General features: G+C 39.9%; 20 protein-coding genes. 8 read left to right on the top strand and 12 right to left on the bottom strand.

The window, feature by feature from the left end; genetic code table 11:
* Positions 1–2 precede the first annotated feature (2 nt).
* Together B3394_RS07500 and B3394_RS07495 are read left to right on the top strand one after the other, a co-directional pair.
* Positions 3–470, top strand: a complete 468-nt coding sequence (locus tag B3394_RS07500; RefSeq protein ID WP_177729793.1) for a low molecular weight protein-tyrosine-phosphatase — start codon at positions 3–5, stop codon at positions 468–470.
* Positions 467–1,192 (top strand): SAM-dependent methyltransferase, encoded by a 726-nt coding sequence (locus B3394_RS07495; protein WP_177729795.1) that lies wholly within the window; start codon positions 467–469, stop codon positions 1,190–1,192. The genes B3394_RS07500 and B3394_RS07495 overlap by 4 nt, the downstream gene beginning before the upstream one ends.
* On the opposite strand, the gene B3394_RS07490 is transcribed toward B3394_RS07495, so the two are convergent.
* From B3394_RS07490 to dapF, 5 genes are all read right to left on the bottom strand, one after another.
* Entirely contained in the window at positions 1,189–1,830 is a 642-nt protein-coding gene (locus tag B3394_RS07490) for a peptidoglycan-binding protein LysM (protein WP_273243998.1), read from the bottom strand. The genes B3394_RS07495 and B3394_RS07490 overlap by 4 nt on opposite strands.
* A 97-nt stretch (positions 1,831–1,927) precedes the next feature.
* Positions 1,928–2,929: a DUF2279 domain-containing protein gene (locus tag B3394_RS07485; RefSeq protein WP_286914748.1), complete on the bottom strand. Its 1,002-nt coding sequence runs from the start codon at positions 2,927–2,929 to the stop codon at positions 1,928–1,930.
* Positions 2,930–2,932: 3 nt separating this feature from the next.
* Positions 2,933–3,973, bottom strand: coding sequence for an endolytic transglycosylase MltG (gene mltG / locus B3394_RS07480; protein WP_286914745.1), 1,041 nt, complete (start codon positions 3,971–3,973; stop codon positions 2,933–2,935).
* 13 nt (positions 3,974–3,986) lie between these two features.
* A complete protein-coding gene (locus tag B3394_RS07475) occupies positions 3,987–4,517 on the bottom strand; it encodes a GNAT family N-acetyltransferase (RefSeq protein WP_273244003.1) in 531 nt (176 codons plus the stop codon).
* A 19-nt stretch (positions 4,518–4,536) separates the two neighbouring features.
* Positions 4,537–5,322, bottom strand: a complete 786-nt coding sequence (gene dapF, locus B3394_RS07470) for a diaminopimelate epimerase (protein WP_177729803.1) — start codon at positions 5,320–5,322, stop codon at positions 4,537–4,539.
* Between the two features lie 199 nt (positions 5,323–5,521).
* Between dapF and B3394_RS07465 the strand changes: the two genes are divergently transcribed.
* The 3 genes from B3394_RS07465 (at position 5,522) to B3394_RS07455 (ending at position 9,563) form a co-directional block, all read left to right on the top strand.
* Positions 5,522–6,916: a trypsin-like peptidase domain-containing protein gene (locus tag B3394_RS07465; protein WP_286914737.1), complete on the top strand. Its 1,395-nt coding sequence runs from the start codon at positions 5,522–5,524 to the stop codon at positions 6,914–6,916.
* A gap of 138 nt (positions 6,917–7,054) precedes the next feature.
* Positions 7,055–8,506 (top strand): glyceraldehyde-3-phosphate dehydrogenase, encoded by a 1,452-nt coding sequence (locus B3394_RS07460; protein WP_177729807.1) that lies wholly within the window; start codon positions 7,055–7,057, stop codon positions 8,504–8,506.
* A gap of 94 nt (positions 8,507–8,600) precedes the next feature.
* The gene (locus B3394_RS07455; RefSeq protein ID WP_286914734.1) at positions 8,601–9,563 is read left to right on the top strand and encodes a D-2-hydroxyacid dehydrogenase family protein; all 963 of its coding nucleotides are present in this window, start codon (positions 8,601–8,603) and stop codon (positions 9,561–9,563) included.
* 147 nt (positions 9,564–9,710) lie between these two features.
* Here B3394_RS07455 and B3394_RS07450 read toward each other — a convergent pair whose 3' ends face one another.
* Together B3394_RS07450 and B3394_RS07445 are read right to left on the bottom strand one after the other, a co-directional pair.
* A complete protein-coding gene (locus tag B3394_RS07450; protein WP_177729811.1) occupies positions 9,711–11,975 on the bottom strand; it encodes an aconitate hydratase in 2,265 nt (754 codons plus the stop codon).
* 343 nt (positions 11,976–12,318) lie between these two features.
* Positions 12,319–13,434, bottom strand: a complete 1,116-nt coding sequence (locus tag B3394_RS07445; RefSeq protein ID WP_286914731.1) for an acyltransferase family protein — start codon at positions 13,432–13,434, stop codon at positions 12,319–12,321.
* 36 nt (positions 13,435–13,470) lie between these two features.
* Here B3394_RS07445 and B3394_RS07440 point away from each other — a divergent pair, with 36 nt between their 5' ends.
* A complete protein-coding gene (locus B3394_RS07440) occupies positions 13,471–14,607 on the top strand; it encodes a hypothetical protein (RefSeq protein ID WP_286914723.1) in 1,137 nt (378 codons plus the stop codon).
* A gap of 81 nt (positions 14,608–14,688) precedes the next feature.
* On the opposite strand, the gene B3394_RS07435 is transcribed toward B3394_RS07440, so the two are convergent.
* From B3394_RS07435 to B3394_RS07415, 5 genes are all read right to left on the bottom strand, one after another.
* A complete protein-coding gene (locus B3394_RS07435) occupies positions 14,689–15,057 on the bottom strand; it encodes a hypothetical protein (protein ID WP_286914720.1) in 369 nt (122 codons plus the stop codon).
* A 51-nt stretch (positions 15,058–15,108) separates the two neighbouring features.
* Positions 15,109–16,062: an AAA family ATPase gene (locus B3394_RS07430; RefSeq protein ID WP_177729820.1), complete on the bottom strand. Its 954-nt coding sequence runs from the start codon at positions 16,060–16,062 to the stop codon at positions 15,109–15,111.
* Positions 16,063–16,143: 81 nt separating this feature from the next.
* Positions 16,144–17,511 carry a peptidylprolyl isomerase gene (locus B3394_RS07425; RefSeq protein WP_177729822.1) on the bottom strand — a complete coding sequence of 456 codons (1,368 nt, stop codon included), beginning with the start codon at positions 17,509–17,511 and terminating at the stop codon, positions 16,144–16,146.
* Positions 17,495–18,346 (bottom strand): hypothetical protein, encoded by an 852-nt coding sequence (locus tag B3394_RS07420; RefSeq protein ID WP_177729824.1) that lies wholly within the window; start codon positions 18,344–18,346, stop codon positions 17,495–17,497. Before B3394_RS07420 ends, B3394_RS07425 begins: the two co-directional genes overlap by 17 nt.
* A gap of 3 nt (positions 18,347–18,349) precedes the next feature.
* The gene (locus B3394_RS07415) at positions 18,350–20,317 is read right to left on the bottom strand and encodes a peptidylprolyl isomerase (protein WP_286914711.1); all 1,968 of its coding nucleotides are present in this window, start codon (positions 20,315–20,317) and stop codon (positions 18,350–18,352) included.
* A 245-nt stretch (positions 20,318–20,562) separates the two neighbouring features.
* Here B3394_RS07415 and B3394_RS07410 point away from each other — a divergent pair, with 245 nt between their 5' ends.
* Both B3394_RS07410 and B3394_RS07405 read left to right on the top strand, forming a co-directional pair.
* Positions 20,563–22,152: a peptide chain release factor 3 gene (locus B3394_RS07410; RefSeq protein ID WP_286914709.1), complete on the top strand. Its 1,590-nt coding sequence runs from the start codon at positions 20,563–20,565 to the stop codon at positions 22,150–22,152.
* 172 nt (positions 22,153–22,324) lie between these two features.
* Positions 22,325–22,561 carry a hypothetical protein gene (locus tag B3394_RS07405; protein WP_286914707.1) on the top strand — a complete coding sequence of 79 codons (237 nt, stop codon included), beginning with the start codon at positions 22,325–22,327 and terminating at the stop codon, positions 22,559–22,561.
* Positions 22,562–22,625: the final 64 nt, after the last annotated feature.

The following is a 22,625-nucleotide window of genomic DNA, read 5'->3' as shown; positions in this document are numbered from 1 at the left end:
GCATGCCTATAAAGATTTTAATGGTTTGTCTGGGGAACATCTGCCGCTCCCCGCTGGCTGAGGGAATTTTAAAAAGTAAACTTCCCCGGGAATCTTTTTTTGTAGATTCTGCCGGAACCGGAGGATGGCATGCCGGAGAGCTTCCCGACAATCGTTCTATACTGACCGCAAAAAACAAAGGTATTGATATTACCGACCAGCGGGCCCGTCAATTTAAGTTATCCGATTTCCAGAACTTTGATTATATCTTCGCCATGGACAATTCCAACTTTAAAGACATTATCCGCCTGGCTCCTGACGACACTGCAAAATTAAAAGTCAAACTCATTTTAAATGAGCTTTATCCCGGTGAAAACATCGCCGTTCCCGATCCTTATTATGGCGAACAAAACGGTTTCGAACAAGTTTACAATTTACTGAACGATGCCTGCGATATTATTGCCGACAAATTAAAAAACCAGCACTTATGAAACCAACCGCTCTTTATGGCAAGTTATACCTGATACCAACAACTTTAGGAGAAATGAATCCCGAAGATGTGTTACCGCAAACCATAAAAAGAAGCATTGATTTCATTGATTACTATATCGTTGAAAATGAAAAAACCGCCCGCCGGTTTATCAAGAGCGTACATGCCGAAAAAAAACAGCCGGATTTAAAAATTTCCGTACTGAACAAACACACCGAAGCTTCCGAGCACAATGCCTTTATACAGCCGCTTTTAGAAGGTCAGAACATTGGTTTAATGAGTGAAGCCGGTTGTCCCGGTGTAGCCGATCCCGGTGCGGCCATTGTAAAAATCGCTCATGAAAAAGGCATTCAGGTTGTTCCTTTAGTAGGTCCATCGTCCATTCTTTTAGCAATCATGGCTTCCGGAATGAACGGGCAGAGTTTTGCCTTTAACGGTTACCTTCCGATTGACAAATCGGAGAAAAAACAAGCCCTGAAAAATTTTGAAAAGCTATCACACGATAAGAACCAGTCGCAATTATTTATTGAAACACCTTATCGCAACAACAAGCTGATGGAAGATTTGTTACAGATTCTACAGCCCAGCACACATCTTTGCATTGCCTGCGATATTACCCTGCCAACAGAGTTTATCAAAACCAGAACGGTGAACGAGTGGAAAAAAAATAAGGTCGATTTACATAACCGACCTTGTATTTTTATTATTCATAAAATGAATTAATTCATCTTTACTTTTGCATCCGGATTGGCTACAATATTAGATGTATCGTATCCTCCAAATCGTTTCATATAACTTCGCAGTGAAGTTCCGAAACCGTCTGTAAATCCGTTTGCACCATTACTTCTCAAAAAGCTTTTTACAGATCCTGCACCACCCAAGTGTGCTGCAGCCAGAATTCCTGATTCTGTAATTTTCACGCCTTTGATCACTTTACCTTCGTAACGGTCAATCTCTTTTCGTAACTCCCATTTATTACGGGCCAGAAGCGCTTTAAAAGCTTTCTCCTGCATTTTAGGGTTTTTCAGAAACTCAGCTGCATTATAAATTCCAACCGTTCTCAGGGTGCTTTTCCCGAACTGGTATTTCCCCATATAACCAAAAGGGTTAACCAGGTCATACAGTCCTAATGACTCTTTCACAGCAATTGCCTGCTTGAAGCCTACATAAGATTTACCGGTAAAAGGGAAATTGAAAAATACTTTGCTTGTTTCTTCCTCTGTGGGAACTAAATACGTGATCACTTCATCATCCTCTACATGAAATCCTTCTAATTTTTCTACCTCGAAAGCTTTAAAACCAGAACTGATTAAGGTGATTAGGAGTATCAATCCTAAAAAGTAAGTCCATCTTTTTATCATACATTTTGATTTCTCAAGCGCTGTCACCGACATGAAATTTCCGTTTGCAAATATAAGACAAAAATTATAAACCTGAAAATCAGCATGTTAAACTTTTCTAAAAATAGAGCCAATGCCCGCGGAGCCTACTGAAGTCGCTGAGTTCCAAAGCGGGAGCCGGAATTTTTACGGTGTTTAAAATCGAGAAAACTGTTTTCAAAACCGGAGATTTTGTTTTAATTTTTTTGAAATCTATATCCAGACTAAATAAGATTTGACGATACCGCCCACTTTCTGAAGCAAATTCGGGCGGTAAGGTTTCCGCTCTTCCGGACAGCATTCCTTCGGCACTATAGCCCACTGCAAAGCTGAGCCATTCCGGCAGCATTTCCGTTTTGGTAAAGGCCTGTATATTTGCCGAAAGCCAGTACGTCTGCCCGTTATAATCCTTTAGCAGCTGTTCTTTTAAATCTTTCCCCAAAACATCCGGTCGCATCGCGGCATAACGGGTGGTATGAAATGAAAATTTCGGCGTGATGCGCTGTTCTTTCCACAGCAGTTCCTGCGACACATACAACAGGGTTCCGGAAGCATTAGCCACCACATCGCCCCAGGAGGCTCCCCATTCCTGAGAAAATCCGTCGAAGGTTTCCACAGCCGTTAAAAAGGCAAAACCCAACGTGGAACCATATACTAACTGTTCTTTTTTGTCGGCACCACTCCATTCCAGCAACTCCGCTCCCATTCGTCCCATGTGGTAAGCCGTATAAACATGTCCCGCCTTATCCATCTGCATCCAGTCGCTGTTGTCGTTTTTAAAGTGAAAACCACTGCGCGGGTAATCTTTATACCACAATTGGTTCAAACCAATCAAAGCACCACCCAAAACAACTCCTTCGGAGGCATACACCAGCGTTCTTCTTTGTTTATTGAGCGTATCGGAAGGAATCAAAAAGGACTGCGCCTGTACAGAACCGAAAAACAGCAGCAGTAAAAAACAAACCGTTACATTCCATCCGGACATCATTTTGCCTAAAACAAAACTTCCCGATAAATATCGGGAAGCCGTCAAAATTTCTTTTGATTTGTATGTTGTACTATTTTGCAGGTTGCTTTTCAAAAATTAACGATTAATGCCCTGTTTGGCAAGCCATTCCACATATTTCTTTTTGTTTACACCATGCTGTGCCAAAGTTGCCGCAAATTCATGGTATCCGAATTTTTCAACACTTGCACAGAAATAGATATAATCGTGTTTTTCGGCATTTAAAACCGCATCGATTGCGTTAATATCCGGCATCGCGATTGGTCCCGGCGGCAATCCTGTATGAATATAGGTATTATAAGGAGAGTTAATTTTCAGGTCTTCATACAGTACGCGTTTGATCACTCTGTCGAAATCACCGCTTTCTCTTTTTACCGCATAGATAACCGTTGGATCTGCCTGAAGCGGCATGTCTACTTTTAAACGGTTCAGGTAAACACCGGCAACCCGTGGTCTTTCGTCCACTTTTGCTGTTTCTTTATGTACAATAGCAGCTAATGCAGACACTTCCAATGGCGTTAAGCCCAATGCTTTTGCTTTTGCCAGGCGGTCTTCATTCCAGAATTTACGGTATTCCTTGATCATTTTATCGCGCACCTTGATTCCTGTGGTATTCCAGTAAAATTCATAGGTATTCGGGATAAACATACTCAAAACATTATCTTCTGTAAAACCGTTTTCTGCCATAAACGTAGAATCGGTAAAGGTTTTCATCAAAGTAATACTGTCCGGTTCAATCTGAGACGATAATCGCTGCACTAATTTCCCCAGGGATTCCTGATTGTTAAAAGCCATTTTCACCGGTACGTTTTTGCGTAAAGCTCTTACGATATCAAAGCTGCTCATTCCGTTTGTTAAAAGGAATTTTCCGGATACCACATTCTGATTATAGCCTCTTTTGGAAGCGACAAAATCAAAATATTCCATATTGTTTACGTAAGGCTCCAATATTTTCTGCACTTGCGGATAGGTCGCATCGGTGGGTACATATACAAAGGTTTCATTTTCCGAAAATTTAGTATTGGCAGAAAACACTTTATTATACAGTATATAACCATAAATCAAAGCGATAAATAGCAATACCACCGAAAAGATGCTGATAATTTTCTTTACTTTCAAAATAAAAATACGATTAAGATTGATGAATTAATTGATAAACTCCTTCATCGGTAAACCGGTTTTGGGTGCGAACCCAATCCTTTTTCACCCCGATGCATTGGAAGCCAAAAGTAGTAAAAAGCTGAATACTCGCTACATTTTCCTGACTAATATTTGCATACAATTGATGTAATTGCAATTGCTCAAATGCAAACGCAATCAGTAAGCGTAACGCCTCTTTTCCAACACCTTTACTCCGGTCTTCCGTGTTTTTTATAACGATCCCGATTCCGGCTCTCTGATTTTTCGGATCAAAATCAAACAAATCGATCAGGCCTATTGCTTTAAAATCATCGTTTTTACAAATCGCCAGCCGCAATTGTTTGGCTTCATAGATATCCTGCTGTGCATTTTCAAGATACTGCCGTATTAAAAAGCGGCTATAAGGGGTTTGCGTATTGCTTACTTCCCAAATCGCTTCGTCATTTTCGACAGCATACACAAATTCAAGATCTTCGGGTTCCAAAGCTCTCAGATAAATTTTATCTCCTTTTAGTGTTACCAACTGTTATTACCTTAAAGTCTTATGAAAAATCGATTTCTCCTTTAAAAACCCGGGTAGCCGGACCTTTTAGAAAAACCTGGGTAAAAAAGCCGTTTTTTTCCTGAAAGCTCACTTCCAGTTTTCCGCCTTCTACTTCCAGTTCAATCACAGAACCGGTTGTTTTTCCGGTTGCTTTCATGGCGATTGCCACAGCCGTTACTCCGGTTCCGCAGGAAAGCGTTTCATCTTCCACCCCTCTTTCGTAGGTGCGCACTGAAAATTTGTCCGTTCCCGTTTGGGCTACAAAGTTCACATTACTCCCCGTTTTTCCGTACAAATCGCTGTAACGGATCCGGGCACCTTCGTTTCTAACATCAAAAATCTTCAAATCGTCCACCAATTCCACGTGATGCGGCGAACCGGTATTTAAGAATACATGGTTTTCATGCTGTTCCACCGTATCCACATCTTTCATTTGCAGCGACACGATACCATTAGCCGCGATAGTTGCATGATGCAAACCGTCTGTCGCTATAAAAGTGGTCTGATCGTTAATAAGGTTCAGTTCTTTTGCAAAAGCCACGATACAGCGGCCTCCGTTTCCACACATGGAACTTTCGTTTCCGTCTGAGTTATAATACACCATACGAAAATCTGTCGATTCGTCATTTTCCAGCAGTATCAATCCGTCGGCACCTATGCCAAATCTTCTGTCGCACAGATATGCTACCAGTTTGGTATCATTTTTGGGAAATGTCAACTGACGGTTATCGATCATAACGAAGTCATTACCCGTTCCCTGATATTTATAAAAAGTTACTTTCATTTAGTATTCGAATATTAAATAAGGCTTTTGTGTAGTTGCTACAACGTTGCTTTTTTGCTTTTATTACCACTAAGGTAGTGATTCACAAAAGTACAAATATTAATGACACGTTAAAGATTGTTAAACGGGCGTTAAACCCTTTTTTTGAATTCCTGAAGTTTATAATTTTACTGTTAAATAATTAAATATACCAGCGAATATGAAAAGATTATCAAGCTTATTATTAGTTTCACTGTTAAGCGGAGCTATTACTCTGGGAGCTTACAAAGTTTTATTTGACCGCAATTCTCCCAATGATTCCAGACTTTCTATCGCATCAGACAATTACACCAGAAATGTAAGTTTAGGAGCTGAGAACATGGATTTTACAGCTGCTGCCGAGAATGCGGTACACACTGTTGTTCACGTTAAAAACGTTTCGGTTTCCAAAATACCGTCGAGCCCGTTAATGGAGTTCTTTTACGGTTACAGAGGTGACCAGCAGCAAACGCAAATCGGTACCGGTTCCGGTGTTATTATTACGGAAGACGGTTATATCGTAACAAACAATCACGTGATCCAGAATGCCACCGAACTGGAAGTTACCTTAAATAATAATAAGACGTATAAAGCCAGATTAATCGGTACCGACAGTAAAATGGATATCGCTTTACTGAAAGTGGATGCCGATGAAAAGCTGCCGTATGCCACATTTGGAAATTCCGACAATCTTAAGGTAGGCGAATGGGTTCTGGCTGTTGGTAATCCGTATAACCTTACTTCAACAGTAACAGCCGGAATTGTTTCGGCCAAAGCCAGAAATCTTTCCAACAACGGCATTCAGTCGTTTATACAAACCGATGCTGCCGTTAATCCCGGAAACAGTGGCGGTGCGTTAGTGAATACCCGTGGTGAGCTGATCGGGATCAACACGATGATCTCTTCGGTAACCGGTTCGTATGTGGGGTATTCTTTTGCTGTGCCGTCTAACATTACCCGTAAAATTATTGAAGATCTAATGGAATACGGAAATGTACAACGCGGTGTACTGGGTGTTGAAGGAACCGATTTGAACAGTGCCGCTTCAAAAGAATTCGGCGTGAAACTGACACAGGGCTTTTACATCACCAATGTTTCTAAAAAATCCGGTGCGGAAAAATCCGGATTACGCAAAGGCGATATTATCGTTAAACTGGACAATCAGAATATCAATTCGTATGCAGATGTATCCTCATATATCAACACCAAACGTCCGAATGATGTGGTGATTGCCGGCATTATCCGCGATGGCGACCGCAAGGATGTAAAAATCGAGCTTACCAAAAGAGAGCTGCTGAATTATGAGTTTAACGGACTGGAGCTTGAAGACATTGGCGCTGCCGAAAAGAAAATGTTCAACATTAATTACGGAGTAAAAATAAAAGATGTGACCAGCGGCAATCTTCTGAAATATGCAAACGATTTAAAAGGCAGCATTATCTTAAATGTTGACGGTGCAAAAGCCACCGACATCGAAACAGTGTCCCGCGCTTTAGCCCGAAAAGGAGAAGATCAATCGGTTCGCTTAGAAATAATTACCAAAAAAGGAGTGCTTGTACAAGTCATCACCCAATAAAACGGAACCACAAAAACAAACCCGGCTTTTTAGTCGGGTTTTTAATTTTAAAAAACTTGTTTTTTCTAAAATAAATTCAGTAAAAATCAATACTTTTGCACCAATTTTACTAACAACACAATCTAACTTATTTACTTCATGAACAACAATAGTGCTGTATACGAAAAAGAGTTGGCTTTTCAGGCAGACAGAAGAAGAGCTGGCGTTGAATTTATCAAAATTATTAGCGACTTATGGTATGACAAATCAATTGAATTAGTTCTTTTCAGAAACCAATTGATCGACAGAAATGTAAGTGATATTATCAACTTACACGAATATGCAGGAGAATTTGTTCAAAAACCAATCAATATTTTCGATTCAGTAGAGATCGCAAGAGCTATCGAGTCTTTGGATTTACCACCTTCCCGTATTGATATTGGAAAACTTACTTATGAATATCATCTGGAAGATGATAAATATAACGATGCAACCGCTTTTGTTTTAGACAAACTGAAAAACGCAAAAGACACGCAGGACATCCAGCCGAAAGACGTTGTTTTATACGGTTTTGGCCGTATCGGACGTTTACTGGCACGTGAATTAATGTCGAAAATCGGTAAAGGACAACAATTGCGTTTAAGAGCTATTGTTACCCGTGATAAAAATGACGCTGTACTTCTTGAAAAAAGAGCTTCTTTATTGCGTTATGATTCTGTTCACGGTGATTTCGAAGGTTCTGTAATTGCTGATCCGGAAAACAATGCTTTGATTATTAACGGAACAACAGTACACATCATTACTGCCAATGCTCCGGAAGATATCGATTATACAAAATATGGTATTAACGATGCTTTGGTAATTGACAATACCGGTGCTTTTACAACAGAAGAAGCCCTAAGCCGTCACTTAACTTCAAAAGGTGCCGACAAAGTATTGTTAACTGCTCCAGGAAAAGGCGTACCGAATATCGTTTATGGTGTTAACCACAATGATTACAATCCGGATGAAGTAAAAATTTACTCTGCCGCTTCCTGTACAACAAACGCAATCACTCCTATTTTAAAAGCAGTAGAAGATACGTTAGGTGTTGTAAAAGGGCATTTGGAAACGATCCACGCTTATACAAACGACCAGAATCTGGTTGACAACATGCACAAAAAATACCGTCGTGGAAGAGCTGCAGCTTTAAACATGGTTATTACCGAAACTGGTGCCGGAAGCGCTGTTGCAAAAGCTTTGCCTTCTTTAGCCGGAAAATTAACATCCAATGCTATCCGTGTACCGGTTCCAAACGGTTCGTTAGTAGTATTGAATTTAGAGGTTGAAAAAGCAACTTCTAAAGATGGTGTAAACGACATTATGAAACAATATGCTTTAGAAGGGGAACTTGTAGAGCAAATCAAATATTCTTTAAATAACGAACTGGTATCGTCTGATATCGTTGGAACTTCTGCTCCTTCAATTTTCGACAGCAATGCAACAATTGTTTCTGCTGACGGGAAAAATGTGGTTATGTATGTTTGGTATGATAACGAATACGGCTATAGCCACCAGGTAATTCGTTTGGCTAAATACATTGCTAAAGTAAGACGTTACATGTACTATTAATAGTCGTTATTAACGAAATTTTATCAAACCGCCTCAGGATCCTGAGGCGGTTTTTTTTTACCTTTAAGTTTCCTTATTCCCTAAAAATCATATTATGAAAATCATAATTCCGGACGATTATCAAAATGCCGTAATGCATTTGGATTGCTTTAAACTTCTTAAAGACCACCAGGTTGTTATTTACAATGAAACCGAACAAGATATTGATAAACTGGCGGCAAAATTTTCGGATGCCGATGTTTTGGTACTGATACGGGAACGAACGGAAATTTCGGAAGCCCTGCTTTCCCGTCTGCCCAATTTAAAGCTCATCAGTCAAACGGGAAAAATATCGCATCATTTAGACCTGAATGCCTGCACCCGCCATAAGGTTGCCGTTGCGGAAGGTATCGGTTCGCCCGTTGCACCTTCAGAGTTAACATGGGCTTTGATCATGAATGCCATGCGCCAGTTGCCGCAGGCCATCCAGGCAATGAAAGATGGAAAATGGCAGGTCAACATCGGCCGTACCGTTCACGGTAAGACTATCGGGATTTGGGGTTATGGCAAGATCGGTAAAAAAGTAGCGCAATATGCCCGGGCATTTGGTGCTACCGTATTGGTATGGGGCAGCGAAAATTCCCGGAATGAGGCTGTAAAAGACGGTTTCCAGGTCGCTTCCGGCAAGTCCGATTTTTTCCGGAATGCCGATATCATCACTTTACACCTGCGCCTGAACGGCGAAACAACCGGAATTGTAACAGAAAGTGATTTACTGGACATGAAAAAGGAGGCTATTATTGTCAACACAAGCCGGGCAGAGCTAATCGCAACAGGTGCTTTAGCAAGCGCTCTTAAAAAAGGACATCCGGGCTTTGCCGCTGTAGATGTTTACGAACGGGAACCGGTTTATGATCCGGATTATGAGCTGCTGCAAATGCCTAATGTTATCTGTACGCCGCATCTGGGTTATGTTGAACAGAACAGTTATGAACTTTACTTTGAAAAGGCTTTTGAAAATGTTATTCATTATGCCAATGGGAAACCTGCGAATATTGTGAATCCGGAGGTTTTATGAGGAAGGAGGCGAAGTATGATATATGAGGTACGATATAAGAAGTACGAAGTGTGAGGTGTGAAATACGAGGTGTGAGTTTTACCAAATTTTATATAAAAAAAGCGCTCCGAAATTCGGAGCGCTTTTGCTTTATACTATATTCCTTAATTATGCTTTTCCGGCAGCAATTAAGTTTAAGGCAGAACCAGCCACAAACCAGCCAATCTGACCCTGGTTGTAGGTATGATTTACCATGATGATATCTTTTGTACCGTCAGCGTGAACAAATTCTAATGTTAATTGTTTACCTGGTGCAAATTCTTTTAAGTCCAAGAAGTTGATTGTATCGTTTTCCTGGATTTTATCGTAATCTGCCTCGTTTGCAAACGTTAACGCTAACATACCTTGTTTTTTAAGGTTTGTTTCGTGGATACGGGCAAATGATTTTACCAATACCGCTTTCACACCTAAATGACGTGGTTCCATTGCAGCATGCTCACGGGAAGATCCTTCTCCGTAGTTATGGTCACCCACAACGATAGAGGGAACACCTGCCGCTTTATAAGCACGTTGTACCGCCGGTACTTCTGCATATTCTCCTGTTAACTGGTTCTTAACGTTATTTGTTTTTTGGTTAAACGCATTTACGGCTCCAATCAACATATTGTTAGAAATATTATCCAGGTGACCACGGAAACGCAACCAAGGACCTGCCATTGAAATGTGGTCGGTTGTACATTTTCCGAAAGCTTTGATCAATAATTTTGCTCCGGTAATGTTTTCACCATTCCAAGGCTGGAACGGATCCAATAATTGTAAACGCTCCGATGTTGGCGAAACTGCTACCTGAACACCTGAACCGTCTTCTGCCGGTGCCTGGTATCCTGCATCTTCTACAGCGAATCCTTTTTTAGGTAATTCATCTCCTGTAGGCTCGTCTAACATTACTTCTTCACCGTCTTCGTTGATTAATTTATCCGTAAGCGGGTTAAATCCTAAATCACCTGCAATCGCTAAAGCGGTTACCAATTCCGGAGAACCAACGAATGCTAATGTATTCGGGTTACCATCGGCACGTTTAGAGAAGTTACGGTTGAAAGAGTGAACGATTGTATTTCTTTCTTCTTTTTCAGCACCTTCTCTATCCCACATTCCGATACATGGTCCGCAGGCATTTGCAAATACTGTTGCCCCGATTTTATCGAAAGTATCGATGAATCCGTCACGCTCGATAGTATAACGAACCTGCTCTGATCCCGGTGTGATTGTGAATTGTGCTTTTGTTTTTAATTTTTTATCCGCAACCTGTTTTGCCAATGACGCAGCGCGGGCAATATCTTCATAAGAAGAGTTTGTACAAGAACCGATTAATCCGATTTCAACTTTTAAAGGCCAGTTGTTTTTCTCTGCCTCTTCTCTCATTTTTGAGATTGGCGTTGCCAAATCCGGAGTGAAAGGTCCGTTTAAGTGCGGCTCTAATTCTGAAAGGTTGATTTCGATTACCTGATCGAAATATTGTTCCGGATTAGCATATACTTCCGCATCTGCTGTTAAATATTGTGCTACTTTGTTTGCTGCATCTGCAACATCTGCACGTCCTGTTGAACGCAGGTAACGATCCATTGAATCATCATATCCGAAAGTTGATGTTGTTGCACCAATCTCAGCACCCATATTACAGATTGTTCCTTTACCGGTACAAGACATTGCCGTAGCTCCTTCTCCGAAGTATTCCACAACAGCTCCTGTTCCTCCTTTTACCGTAAGAATTCCGGCTACTTTTAAGATAACGTCTTTTGGAGCCGTCCATCCTGATAATTTACCTGTTAATTTAACCCCGATAAGTTTTGGAAATTTTAATTCCCAAGCCATACCCGACATTACATCAACAGCATCTGCTCCACCAACTCCAATAGCTAACATTCCTAATCCACCTGCATTTACAGTGTGTGAATCCGTACCGATCATCATACCGCCCGGGAAAGCATAGTTTTCTAAAACTACCTGGTGAATAATACCTGCTCCCGGTTTCCAGAATCCGATTCCGTATTTATTGGAAACAGAAGAAAGGAAATCGAATACTTCACTACTTTGTGATTTTGCTCTCGCTAAATCCGTTTTTGCATCAACTTTAGCCTGGATCAAGTGATCACAGTGAACCGTTGTTGGAACGGCAACTTTATTTTTTCCTGCGTGCATGAACTGCAATAATGCCATCTGCGCAGTCGCATCTTGACACGCTACTCTATCCGGAGCGAAATCAACATAATCCTTACCTCTTGTAAAAGCTTGTGTTGGAGTCCCCTCCCACAAGTGAGAATATAAAATCTTTTCCGATAATGTTAATGGACGACCAACAAGTTCACGTGCTTTATCAACACGCTCAGCCATGTTATCATACACTTTTTTAATCATTTCAATATCAAAAGCCATACTATGAATAAGTTATGTTATTATTATGTTTGTTTTTTAAAAGTGGCACAAATTTAAGCAATCTTAATGAGAATTGAAAATTTTTAGCATTTCATTGATTTCAAAGAATTATTATTTATAAACATTCTATTTTAATGAATATTTTTCAACGAATTCAAGAAATAACACCAAAAAGCAAGAAATTCATATTTTTTTAATTTTATATTGTCAATTCCTAAAAAAAACAACTCATTTACTAATAAAACCCAAAATCCGCACGGCCATAAAAGCCTGTAAACAGGCTAAAATGAGTGTTTTTATCGCTTAAAATAAACGCAGAAAAATGTTTTTCGCAACCAATAATTTATTTCCGGAGTGCCATTAACGGTTTTTCATAATAACGATACAGCAGATAACTCAGTAAAAAAGTAATGCCGAGATACATTATTGTAAAAAGATGCAGCTGCCAGCCCACCAGAGCCGTGGTATCGATCCAGTATTTGAGTAATTGCAGGATAAGGCTGTAATGAAGCAGGTAAACGGAATATGAGATCAGGCTCACCAAAGTAACCGGTTTAAGCAGCCAGGCCGGTGCCGTTTTCCATCCGGACAAAACAGGCAGAAACAGCGCAAACGTGAGCGAGGTAACCGGCAAATAGAGTACATTCCAAAAGAACGGATAGTCTGCAATCAGAATCCGGAAAAAACCTACTCCCACATACATCAGCACTATCAGCACACAACCTGAAGCAGCCATTTTTATCTTTTGCTTTGCCCAGAATTCCGGATAATTAAGAGACAGCCAGCTAAAGACGGCTCCGATTAAAATGGAGTCTATCCTATAGATCACTACGGCTTTTAACGACACATTCCACTGGATCAGGGTTGTATTGGACGTCCAGCAGTAATATCCGATCTTGGCTCCTATAAATACAGCTATCAACCCTAAAACCACTGTTATAAAAAGACGGGATCTGTTTTTTCCCGGAATCAGTATAGCCGCAGCAAAAAGCGCCAGCACACTAATCAGATAGGCAAATTCTTCTACCGACAGGCTCCAGGATTCCGGAAAAAAGGCCGGCATGGTTGTAGCAAAGTTTTGCAGAAAAAGGAAGTAGTAACCGGCATGCGTCATTTGAAAACCAAACAACATCCCGATACCGCAATTGAGCAGCAATACCAGGAAGTAATTGGGCAGTGTCCGGAACCATCTTCTTTGCAGAAAGTAAAAAACAGTTGCCCCGGTAAAGTCCGTTTTTAAAAACAAACGGTATAGAATGCCGCCAATCAGGAAGCCGCTTAACACAAAAAACAGTTCCACACCCCAAAATCCGAACAACGTAAAGAGCTGGGATAATATTTTCGGGCAATCCGGGTAAATCCACAATAAATGGCCGCCTAAAACCATCAGGATTGCCGCAGCACGCATAACATCTAATCCGAAAACACGTTCCGTTCCGGTTATTTTAGTACCATTCATTTTATTATGTATTTTTGTTTTCTACCGAATGTAATTATGACAAAATCAAAGATATATAAATATACAGCAATCCTGGTATTCTCCGCTATAGTGGTGACCGGAATTGTATATTCCCAGTTGTCCAACCGGCATAAAGCAATCGTAAAAACAAAGGCTTTGTATCTCACCGGATTATTAGACAGCAACTGGACCGTTGCCAGCGGCACACAGGAATACAACATGGTATCGCCTGCTTTTCTTATTGACGGTATTTACAAATCCATGGAAGGCCCGAAAGCCTCCCGCTATATCCAGCTGAATCAGACCGAAAAGCTGTTGTGGATTAAAGGTTTCGAAGTACAGGCACTTGATGCCAATACCAATGCCGTACTATCCAATGATTATATCTGCCACATGAATGTTGACATCAATGATGTAAAGTATTACCATCACTGGCAGCTAAACGACCGCATTGGCAAACAATACCCGCGGCTCACGTCGTTATCGCAAGGACTGGAACGTTTTGATTTCCCGGAAGGCTACGGGGTTCCTGTTATAGGCAACGATTTTCTTTTTGTGACATCGCAGACCTTAAACCAGAATATTCCGGATATTTTTAAAAAGGTAAAGCACAAAATCACGGTTAAATATGATGCTTCCAAAAGCCCTATAAAGCCTTTGATGAGCAAAACCGTTTTTATACAATTGCCTTTTGACAAGCATGATCCTTTTAAAGACCCTTTGGATCCGGGAAGCAATCAGTGCATTCCCGTAGAGACCAAAAATCATACTTATGAAGACAAGAACGGAAACAAATTGTCCGGGCATTGGGTGATTCCCACCGGTGCTGCCACTTACCGCAGTTCTATTAAGGAACAGCTGCAAATTCAGGATAGTGCCCGCCTGCATTTTTCTGCTCCGCACGTACACCCGTTTGCCACCGCAATCAGCATTTATGACAAGACTGCAAACAAGACCGTTTTTACCTGTAAGGTGACCAATTATAAAGATAAGATCGGGTTAAAAGCAATACAGCCATTCCGTTCCGAAACCGGTGTCTGGCTTTACGGCAATCACGATTATGAATTAGTTTTAAACGTGAACAATACCACTGCTACCGAACAGGATATGATGGGCAGTATGTTTTTGTTTTTTCACGACCGGGAACTGGAAGAGAAAATACAGCAACAATAAGCAACAGAACGGTTATACCTGAAAACAGAAGAGCCTTTTCAAAAAGTATTGAAAAGGCTCTTTTATTTATTGCTATGCTGTTTATAGTTTTACTGCTGCGTTATCGTCCTGACTAAAGTATTTAAAAATCATGACTGCCGATAATACTGCTCCGGCCAACGCCATCAAACCACCCACGGTTATCAATTCGATCGCTTTAGCCGTAACTTCCGGGAATTTCCGATAATCAGACAAGACCGCTAAAAAAAGTCCGAAGGAGATCAGGCCAACGGCTATTCCCAAAAAGACGCCAAAATATTTATTTTTAAAAATTACCTGAGCAACCATTATTGCGGTCACGATCAGCATTACATAATTAATTTCGCTCCTTACAATCAGGGTTTCGAAAAAAAAGAAAACAGCCAGTCCGATCAGTAAAAATTCTGGTAAATTTTTTAAAATATTTCTCATTTGACAACGTTTTTTGGTTAGTATATCAAAAACGTAATAAAAGTAAAAAAATTATATCAATTTATCAATAATCATTTCTTCCGTAATTCCTTCTGCATCAGCTTTGTAATTCTTAATAATACGGTGGCGCAGAATTCCGGTTGCAACAGCTTTTACATCTTCAATATCCGGTGAAAACTTACCGTTTAATGCGGCATTTGTTTTAGCAGCCAGGATCAGGTTTTGCGAAGCACGCGGTCCGGCTCCCCAATCCAGATAGTTTTTCACGAAGTCTGTTGCCAATGCGTTGTCAGGACGTGTTTTGCTCACTAAAGACACAGCATATTCAATCACGTTATCCGCTACCGGAATACGTCTGATCAGGTGCTGGAAATCGATTATTTCCTGCGCTGTAAATAATGGGTTTACCTGTACTTTTACATCCGTTGTTGTGCTTTTCACTACCTGTACTTCTTCTTCAAAAGTGGGATAATTCAATTTTACCGCAAACATAAAACGGTCCAACTGCGCTTCCGGTAACGGATAGGTTCCTTCCTGCTCAATCGGGTTTTGTGTTGCCAGTACAAAGAACGGCAGGTCCAGTTTGTAATGATGCCCGGCTATCGTAACCGATTTTTCCTGCATGGCTTCCAATAAGGCTGCCTGTGTTTTTGGCGGTGTACGGTTAATCTCATCGGCTAAAATTATATTCGAAAAAATAGGGCCTTTGATAAATTTAAAGGTTCTGCTTTCATCTAAGATCTCACTTCCCAAAATATCGGACGGCATCAAATCGGGCGTAAACTGAATCCGTTTAAATTCAAGTCCCAAAGCCTGTGAAATCGTATTGACCATTAAGGTTTTGGCTAATCCGGGAACTCCTACCAACAAGGCATGACCACCAGCAAAGATGCTTAGTACAATTTGATTAACTACTTCATCCTGGCCTACAATAATTTTAGCGATTTCCTGCTTAAGTGCTTTTTGCTTTTGAACCAAGTTCTGAATTGCTGCAACGTCTGACATGTTATTTTCAGGTATATATTAAATTAAAAAAGAGTTAGCTTTAAATTCATAAAACTAACTCTTTTAATTATTTTTTAAAAATTATTTTTTCAACCAATTATTCGTGAATTTACAATCTCTGTATTCTCCGTTAATTTTGATATAGGTTTCTTTAATTTTCTCATCAGTCCATTTTGCAATGGCTTTGATTTGTTTTTCTTTTAAGGCTAATTCTTTAATCTTGATATAGTCTTTAGCATAGTCGGCCGTGTGCTCGTCATAACGATTGGTAACCGTCATTAATTTGTAACACTTTGTTCCTTTATCGTCATTATCCACTAACGGCAAGGAAACTTTTCCGTCTTTTAAATCGGAAACCTGGCTGTATAACGTCGGATCCATTTTTGTTAATTCGAAACGGGTTTCCAATGTTCTTGGGTTAACCAGGATACCACCACTGTTACGGGTTTCTTTTTCATCTGAAGAAGAACGGGCTGCATCGGCAAAAGAGATCTCCCCGTTTACGATTCGCTGACGGATTTTCTCGATTTTTTCTTTTGCTTCTTTCATCGCATCGTCCGATACTTTAGGAATAATCAGGATGTGTCTTAAATCCAGTTCCTGTCCTCTGATTTTTTCAAGGTAAATAATATGGTAGCCGTACATGGTTTCAAACGGTTCCGAAATTTCACCTTCGGCCAGACTGAATGCCACATCTTTAAATTCTTTTACGAAAGCTGTTTTACGGGTCATTTTGTAGAATCCTCCGGTTGGAACGGAAGCTTTATCATCTGAAAACAAAACGGCCTTGCTGTAGAAACTGGCTCCGTTTTCCATAACGTCTTTTTTGATGTCTTTCAGCTGGTTGATCACCCTTTGTTTTTCGGCATCCGAGATTTTAGGTTTTACCACAATCTGGGCTACTTCCATTTCTGCTCCGAAAACCGGTAAATCTTCTTTTGGAATTCCTTTAAAGAAGGTACGCACTTCTTCCGGAGTGATTTCGACAGCATCAACAACTTTACGCTGCATCTGCGAAGTCAGCTTGTTCATTTTTACAATGTCGAAAAAGTAGGTTTTAAATTCTTCCAGATTTTTCTTGTTGTAAAATTTAACTACTTTATCAATAGACCCCACCTGCTCTACCATCTGGTCCAGCTGTGAATTCATAAAATCGTGTACTTCCTGATCGGTTACAACAATACTGTCCTGTATTGCCTGGTGTGCATATAATTTATCTTCCAATAGTTTACCAAACATTTCACATCTGGTAATATTCTTAATGTCGATCCCCTGTGCCTGTAATTCGACAAATGTTTTGTCGATATCTGAATCCAAAACAACATATTCCCCAACAACGGCTACTACTCCATCAATCTTCTTTTTTGGACTTTTCTGCGCCTGTGCCGTTCCGAAGATGGCAACCGTCAATCCAAAAATAAAAGCCGCTTTTTTATTTATAAACTTCATATTTCTTATTTTTAATGGCATCATTAGTGATCTCTTTTTCAAATTTCTTAATGTATTCTAATTTCCTGTTGTTTAGTATTATTTGTTTTATTGTAGGGCTTATATAGTCGAAAGGCGCTACCTGATTGCGTTCCAGAACCTTATTTACTTTGACCAGATAAGCCGATAAACTGTCTTTATATTCATAGGAAATACCATCTGTAATATATCGATCACGATTATCAGGAGTAACGAACGGCAGGGCTTTATATACCTGGTTCATGTCTACCCAGACCGTATCGTTAAAAGCATAGCTTTTAAACTGTATGGTCATCGTCTCCAATGCCTTTTTATCTTCTTTTTTTGCCGAGTTAAAACGGCTTCTGATGAGGGCAAATTTAGGATTATCTTTTGTCAGATTAATATATTTTAACCGCACCAGGTTTCCTGTTGTTTTAAAGTTCTCTTTATTCGCCTGATAATAACGCAACAATTCGTCATTTGTTATGACCGTATCAATCGCCTGTTTTACGATTTGCTCAATATAGGCACCGGTGTACAGATCGGTTGTGTATTGTTTTATCAGTTCATCAAAAGTTGCTTTTTGCTTGTCGCTCAAATTTACCTCAGCCGCATCCATCAGCAATGTTTTGGTCGCCCATCTGTCGATATAGCCTTTCACGATGGTCAGGCTGTCCTCTTTCGAGGTACCGGCAGGCACCAGACCTTTTATCTCGTCAGAATAAAGATAGGAATCATTCACTCTGGCGATTGCTTCCGGTTTGTGCTTTGCTTTAAAATAATCACAAGACAAAACCGTAAGGGCTCCTAAAATTATTACGGCTACTTTTTTCATGCTTTATTGCTGCAACTCCTGTTTCACCTGCGTGAAAACATCTTTATTTACTTTTATCGTAAATTCTTTTTTCAGGTCATCAACCCATTTGCTTTCCAGATATTGCTGATAGTCATTGATTACTTTCCCTTTGGTTTCTTCAAATGTTTTTGCTCCTTTAGGCAGTTTTTTCGTCACCTGGGTGATAAAATAATAGTTCCCGTCTTTAAAAACATCCGAAAGTCCCAATTCCAGTTTCTGGTGTTTCGGCAAGGCATCACTTCCTTCTTCGAACACACCCGATTTTACCATGATGGAAACTTTATTGTCTTTATTCAATTGTTCTTTGATGAAGTCAATTGATTTTTTCTTTTTTAAGAATTTCAAAGTCTGCTGAATGGCTTCTTCTTTTGTTGAAGAGAATACATTTGCTTCCACTCTTGGGTTCCACTGGTAATCAGCCACATGCTTTTCGTAGAATGCTTTTAAGCCAAGGGTATCGGTTTTTGCCTTGTTCCAGATTTCTTTTTCCATTAAATCAAATAACAGCAATCCGTCTCTGTACTCATCCATTACATTGGCAAACTCCGGATTTTCTTTTTCCAGGTTGTCGTTATAATACGCTACCAACTGGTTCTGAATGAATTTACCGTATAACTGGTCTACAACTTTACCAATTGGTTTCAGACCCCATTTGTTTTTTTGTTGTGTATTGACAAATTCCAGGAAGTTCATCGCGGTAATGCCTTTTTCTTTGTTGATCACCAAAAGGTTTCCTTCCAGTTCTTTTGTAGCTGCCGGCACTTCCCATTCCTGAGTATAGAATTTATCGGTAACCAGTTTTGCCGCTTTGGCATATAGTTTTGCGTTTTTCTCTACAGCATATTTTTTGGTCAGCTTATCATTCAGGGAAGCATCGATCAATTTGGATCGGTCGTCTTTACGAACTCTGGATTCAAATTCCGTTTGCGTGTCTGCAAAGTCACGAACCGGGAATTTTTCGATCAGTTTTACGATATGCCATCCGAACTGACTTTGGAACGGTTCGGACACATCGCCTGAGTTTTTTAATGAGAAGGCCACATTTTCGAAGGCTTCCGAGCTTAGTTCTCCCGAACCGAAACGCTGTAAAAGTCCGCCTTTACCGGCAGAAGAGCGATCCTGTGAGAATTGCTGCGCCAGGGTTTCAAAGCTTTCACCCTGTTTTATTTTTTTGTAGATATCTTCAATTGTGTTTTTAACCGCTTCTCCTTCAATCGGGTTTTCAGCTTTCATCAGCATGATGTGGGCTACCGTTACCTGACCGCGGTTGTCCCGAATATCGTTTACTTTTACCAGGTGGTATCCGAAACGGGTGCGAACCGGCATCGAAATTTCTCCTTTTTTGGTTTTGTAAGCAGCAGTTTCAAAAGGGTAAACCATTCTGAATACAGAGAAATAACCTAAATCTCCTTTGTTGTCTTTTGCAGACGGATCCTGTGAAAAACGGGCTGCCAAATCTCCGAAGTCTTCTCCGGCAATTGCTTTTTTACGGATATCCAAAGCCTGGTTGTAGGCTTTTAGCGTATCGGCAGGCGACGCATTTTCGTCAACATTAATAAGGATATGGGAAGCTTTTATTTCTTTAAGCGAGCGCTTGTAGGCTTCGTCTACCAGTTCTTTGGTAACTTTCGTATCTGTCATATAGTTTCTTGACAATTGCGTACGATACGATTTTAGTTCTGCAATATAATTGGCTTCATTCTGCAGGCCTAATTTATTTGCTTTCTGAATTTTGAGTTTGTAACCTAAAAAAAGATCCAGATACTGATCCAAATCTTTTTGTGATTCGTCTTTTACCAAATCAAGGTTCTTTTTATAGACTCTGCTAAATTCATCAGTATAAAAAGGATGATTATCAATATTGAAAAGCACTTTCTTTGTTTTATCCTGCGCATAAGAGAACGTATTCGCAGCAACAAAAAGACCTAACAGAACATGTTTTAATTTCATTCTTTTGAAATATTTATTTTCTTTAAAATTATTGTTTTTCGGGCAGTCCTTTAACAAGGATCTGGGGTAATAGTTGATTAGCAATCAACAAAAATAACAATTCAATTACATTATGCAACTATGCTTTTTACTATTAACAAAAAATTATCGTCGCATAAAGTAATATTAAACTTCTTATTTTTTTGGCTATAAAAGAAGTTTTCACAAATTATAGCTACTTTTGCAGCCATTAATTTTTGTTAAAAATGAGCTTTCAGAAAGAAATTCAACGCAGAAGAACCTTTGGTATTATTTCCCACCCCGATGCGGGTAAAACCACCTTAACGGAAAAACTATTATTATTCGGAGGGGCTATTCAGGAAGCAGGGGCTGTAAAAAGCAACAAGATCAAGAAAGGAGCAACTTCGGATTTTATGGAGATTGAACGCCAGAGAGGGATTTCGGTTGCCACTTCTGTACTTGCTTTTAATTATAAGGACAAAAAGATCAACATTCTCGATACTCCGGGTCACAAGGATTTCGCAGAAGACACTTTCCGTACGCTAACAGCTGTTGACAGTGTAATTGTTGTTATTGACGTGGCAAAAGGTGTGGAAGAGCAAACGGAAAAACTGGTAGAAGTGTGCCGTATGCGTAACATCCCGATGATTGTTTTTATCAACAAACTGGATCGAGAAGGTAAAGACGCTTTTGACTTAATGGATGAAGTGGAGAAAAAATTAGGCTTAAAAGTTACTCCTTTGAGTTTCCCTATCGGTATGGGATATGATTTTAAAGGTATCTATAATATCTGGGAAAAGAACATCAATCTTTTTGAAGGAGACAGCCGTAAAAATATTGAAGAGACCATTGCTTTTTCGGACATCGCCAATCCGGAACTTGAAAAGATCATTGGTGAAAAACCGGCTAATAAATTACGGGAAGAATTAGAATTAATTGATGAAGTTTATCCGCCGTTCGACAGAAACGAATACCTGGAAGGAAAACTACAACCTGTATTTTTCGGTTCGGCCTTAAATAATTTCGGGGTTCGGGAGCTACTGGACTGTTTTATTGAAATAGCACCGTCACCGCGACCAAAAGATTCCGATACCCGGGAGGTAAAACCCGATGAGAATAAATTCTCCGGTTTTGTCTTTAAAATTCACGCCAATATGGATCCGAAACACCGTGACCGTCTGGCTTTTATTAAAATTGTATCGGGCGTATTCGAAAGAAACAAACCATATTTACACGTTCGTCTGGGTAAAAACCTGAAATTCTCAAGTCCGAATGCTTTCTTTGCCGAGAAGAAAGAGATCGTTGATATTTCCTATCCGGGTGACATTGTAGGCTTGCACGACACCGGAAACTTTAAGATCGGAGATACTTTAACAGAAGGAGAATTGATGAGCTTTAAAGGTATCCCGAGTTTCTCTCCGGAGCATTTCCGTTATATCAACAACGCCGATCCGATGAAGGCCAAACAGCTTGACAAAGGAATCGACCAGCTTATGGACGAAGGGGTAGCCCAGTTATTTACTCTGGAGATGAACAACCGTAAAGTAATCGGAACGGTTGGTGCCTTACAGTATGAAGTTATCCAATACCGTCTGGAGCACGAATATGGCGCTAAATGTTCCTATGAAAATTTCCCGGCATTCAAAGCCTGCTGGGTAAGACCGGATGATACTAAAAACGAAGAGTTCGCCGAATTTAAACGTATCAAGCAAAAGTTCCTGGCAAAAGACAAATACGGTCAGTTGGTATTCCTTGCCGATTCTGATTTCTCGATACAGATGACACAAAGCAAGTTCCCAACGGTTAAATTGCATTTCACCTCGGAAATGGATTAACACCTTACCGATAAACCAATAAAAAAAGCGTAAACCCTAAAAAAGTTTACGCTTTTTTATTTTTTGAACAATACGCACGTAAAATTTTACATTTTACAATCATTAAATTGATGTAAAATCGCAATACATTAACATTAATTTGTTTATTTTTACCATCTATTAACTAAAATTTATGCGTTTATTACATCAAAAAAAATGGTTTGTTGTCATTTTACTATTTTCTCATGTAAATTCTTTTGCTTCTTTTATAACAGCGAGTGAAGAAGAAGGTCCAAATGACCCACCCGGTGATAGTGATCCGCCTGTTCCAATAGATAATTTTGCATTACTATTGCTCCTTGCCGCGATAGGAATAGGCTATTATTACCTGGTTTTCAAAAAACGCAGGAAGACGACTTATGATTCTTAAAAAATAAAAAGCCCGGTTAAATAACCGGGCTTTTTTATTATTTCTGTCCCGTCCTGAAATAAGT

It is taken from the genome of Flavobacterium sp. UBA4197 (genome assembly GCF_002379575.1).
Lineage (GTDB): Bacteria > Bacteroidota > Bacteroidia > Flavobacteriales > Flavobacteriaceae > Flavobacterium > Flavobacterium inviolabile.
The sequence above is the reverse complement of the archived record's forward strand: the minus strand, read 5'-3'. Positions and strand labels throughout refer to the sequence as shown.

What these genes read in the sequence shown, in the direction of transcription:
- B3394_RS07500 (WP_177729793.1), top strand. Translation starts at nt 3, where the DNA reads ATGCCTATAAAGATTTTAATGGTTTGTCTGGGGAACATCTGCCGCTCC.
- B3394_RS07495 (WP_177729795.1), top strand. Translation starts at nt 467, where the DNA reads ATGAAACCAACCGCTCTTTATGGCAAGTTATACCTGATACCAACAACT.
- B3394_RS07490 (WP_273243998.1), bottom strand. Translation starts at nt 1,830, where the DNA reads ATGATAAAAAGATGGACTTACTTTTTAGGATTGATACTCCTAATCACC.
- dapF (WP_177729803.1), bottom strand. Translation starts at nt 5,322, where the DNA reads ATGAAAGTAACTTTTTATAAATATCAGGGAACGGGTAATGACTTCGTT.
- B3394_RS07465 (WP_286914737.1), top strand. Translation starts at nt 5,522, where the DNA reads ATGAAAAGATTATCAAGCTTATTATTAGTTTCACTGTTAAGCGGAGCT.
- B3394_RS07460 (WP_177729807.1), top strand. Translation starts at nt 7,055, where the DNA reads ATGAACAACAATAGTGCTGTATACGAAAAAGAGTTGGCTTTTCAGGCA.
- B3394_RS07455 (WP_286914734.1), top strand. Translation starts at nt 8,601, where the DNA reads ATGAAAATCATAATTCCGGACGATTATCAAAATGCCGTAATGCATTTG.
- B3394_RS07450 (WP_177729811.1), bottom strand. Translation starts at nt 11,975, where the DNA reads ATGGCTTTTGATATTGAAATGATTAAAAAAGTGTATGATAACATGGCT.
- B3394_RS07445 (WP_286914731.1), bottom strand. Translation starts at nt 13,434, where the DNA reads ATGAATGGTACTAAAATAACCGGAACGGAACGTGTTTTCGGATTAGAT.
- B3394_RS07440 (WP_286914723.1), top strand. Translation starts at nt 13,471, where the DNA reads ATGACAAAATCAAAGATATATAAATATACAGCAATCCTGGTATTCTCC.
- B3394_RS07435 (WP_286914720.1), bottom strand. Translation starts at nt 15,057, where the DNA reads ATGAGAAATATTTTAAAAAATTTACCAGAATTTTTACTGATCGGACTG.
- B3394_RS07430 (WP_177729820.1), bottom strand. Translation starts at nt 16,062, where the DNA reads ATGTCAGACGTTGCAGCAATTCAGAACTTGGTTCAAAAGCAAAAAGCA.
- B3394_RS07425 (WP_177729822.1), bottom strand. Translation starts at nt 17,511, where the DNA reads ATGAAGTTTATAAATAAAAAAGCGGCTTTTATTTTTGGATTGACGGTT.
- B3394_RS07420 (WP_177729824.1), bottom strand. Translation starts at nt 18,346, where the DNA reads ATGAAAAAAGTAGCCGTAATAATTTTAGGAGCCCTTACGGTTTTGTCT.
- B3394_RS07415 (WP_286914711.1), bottom strand. Translation starts at nt 20,317, where the DNA reads ATGAAATTAAAACATGTTCTGTTAGGTCTTTTTGTTGCTGCGAATACG.
- B3394_RS07410 (WP_286914709.1), top strand. Translation starts at nt 20,563, where the DNA reads ATGAGCTTTCAGAAAGAAATTCAACGCAGAAGAACCTTTGGTATTATT.
- B3394_RS07405 (WP_286914707.1), top strand. Translation starts at nt 22,325, where the DNA reads ATGCGTTTATTACATCAAAAAAAATGGTTTGTTGTCATTTTACTATTT.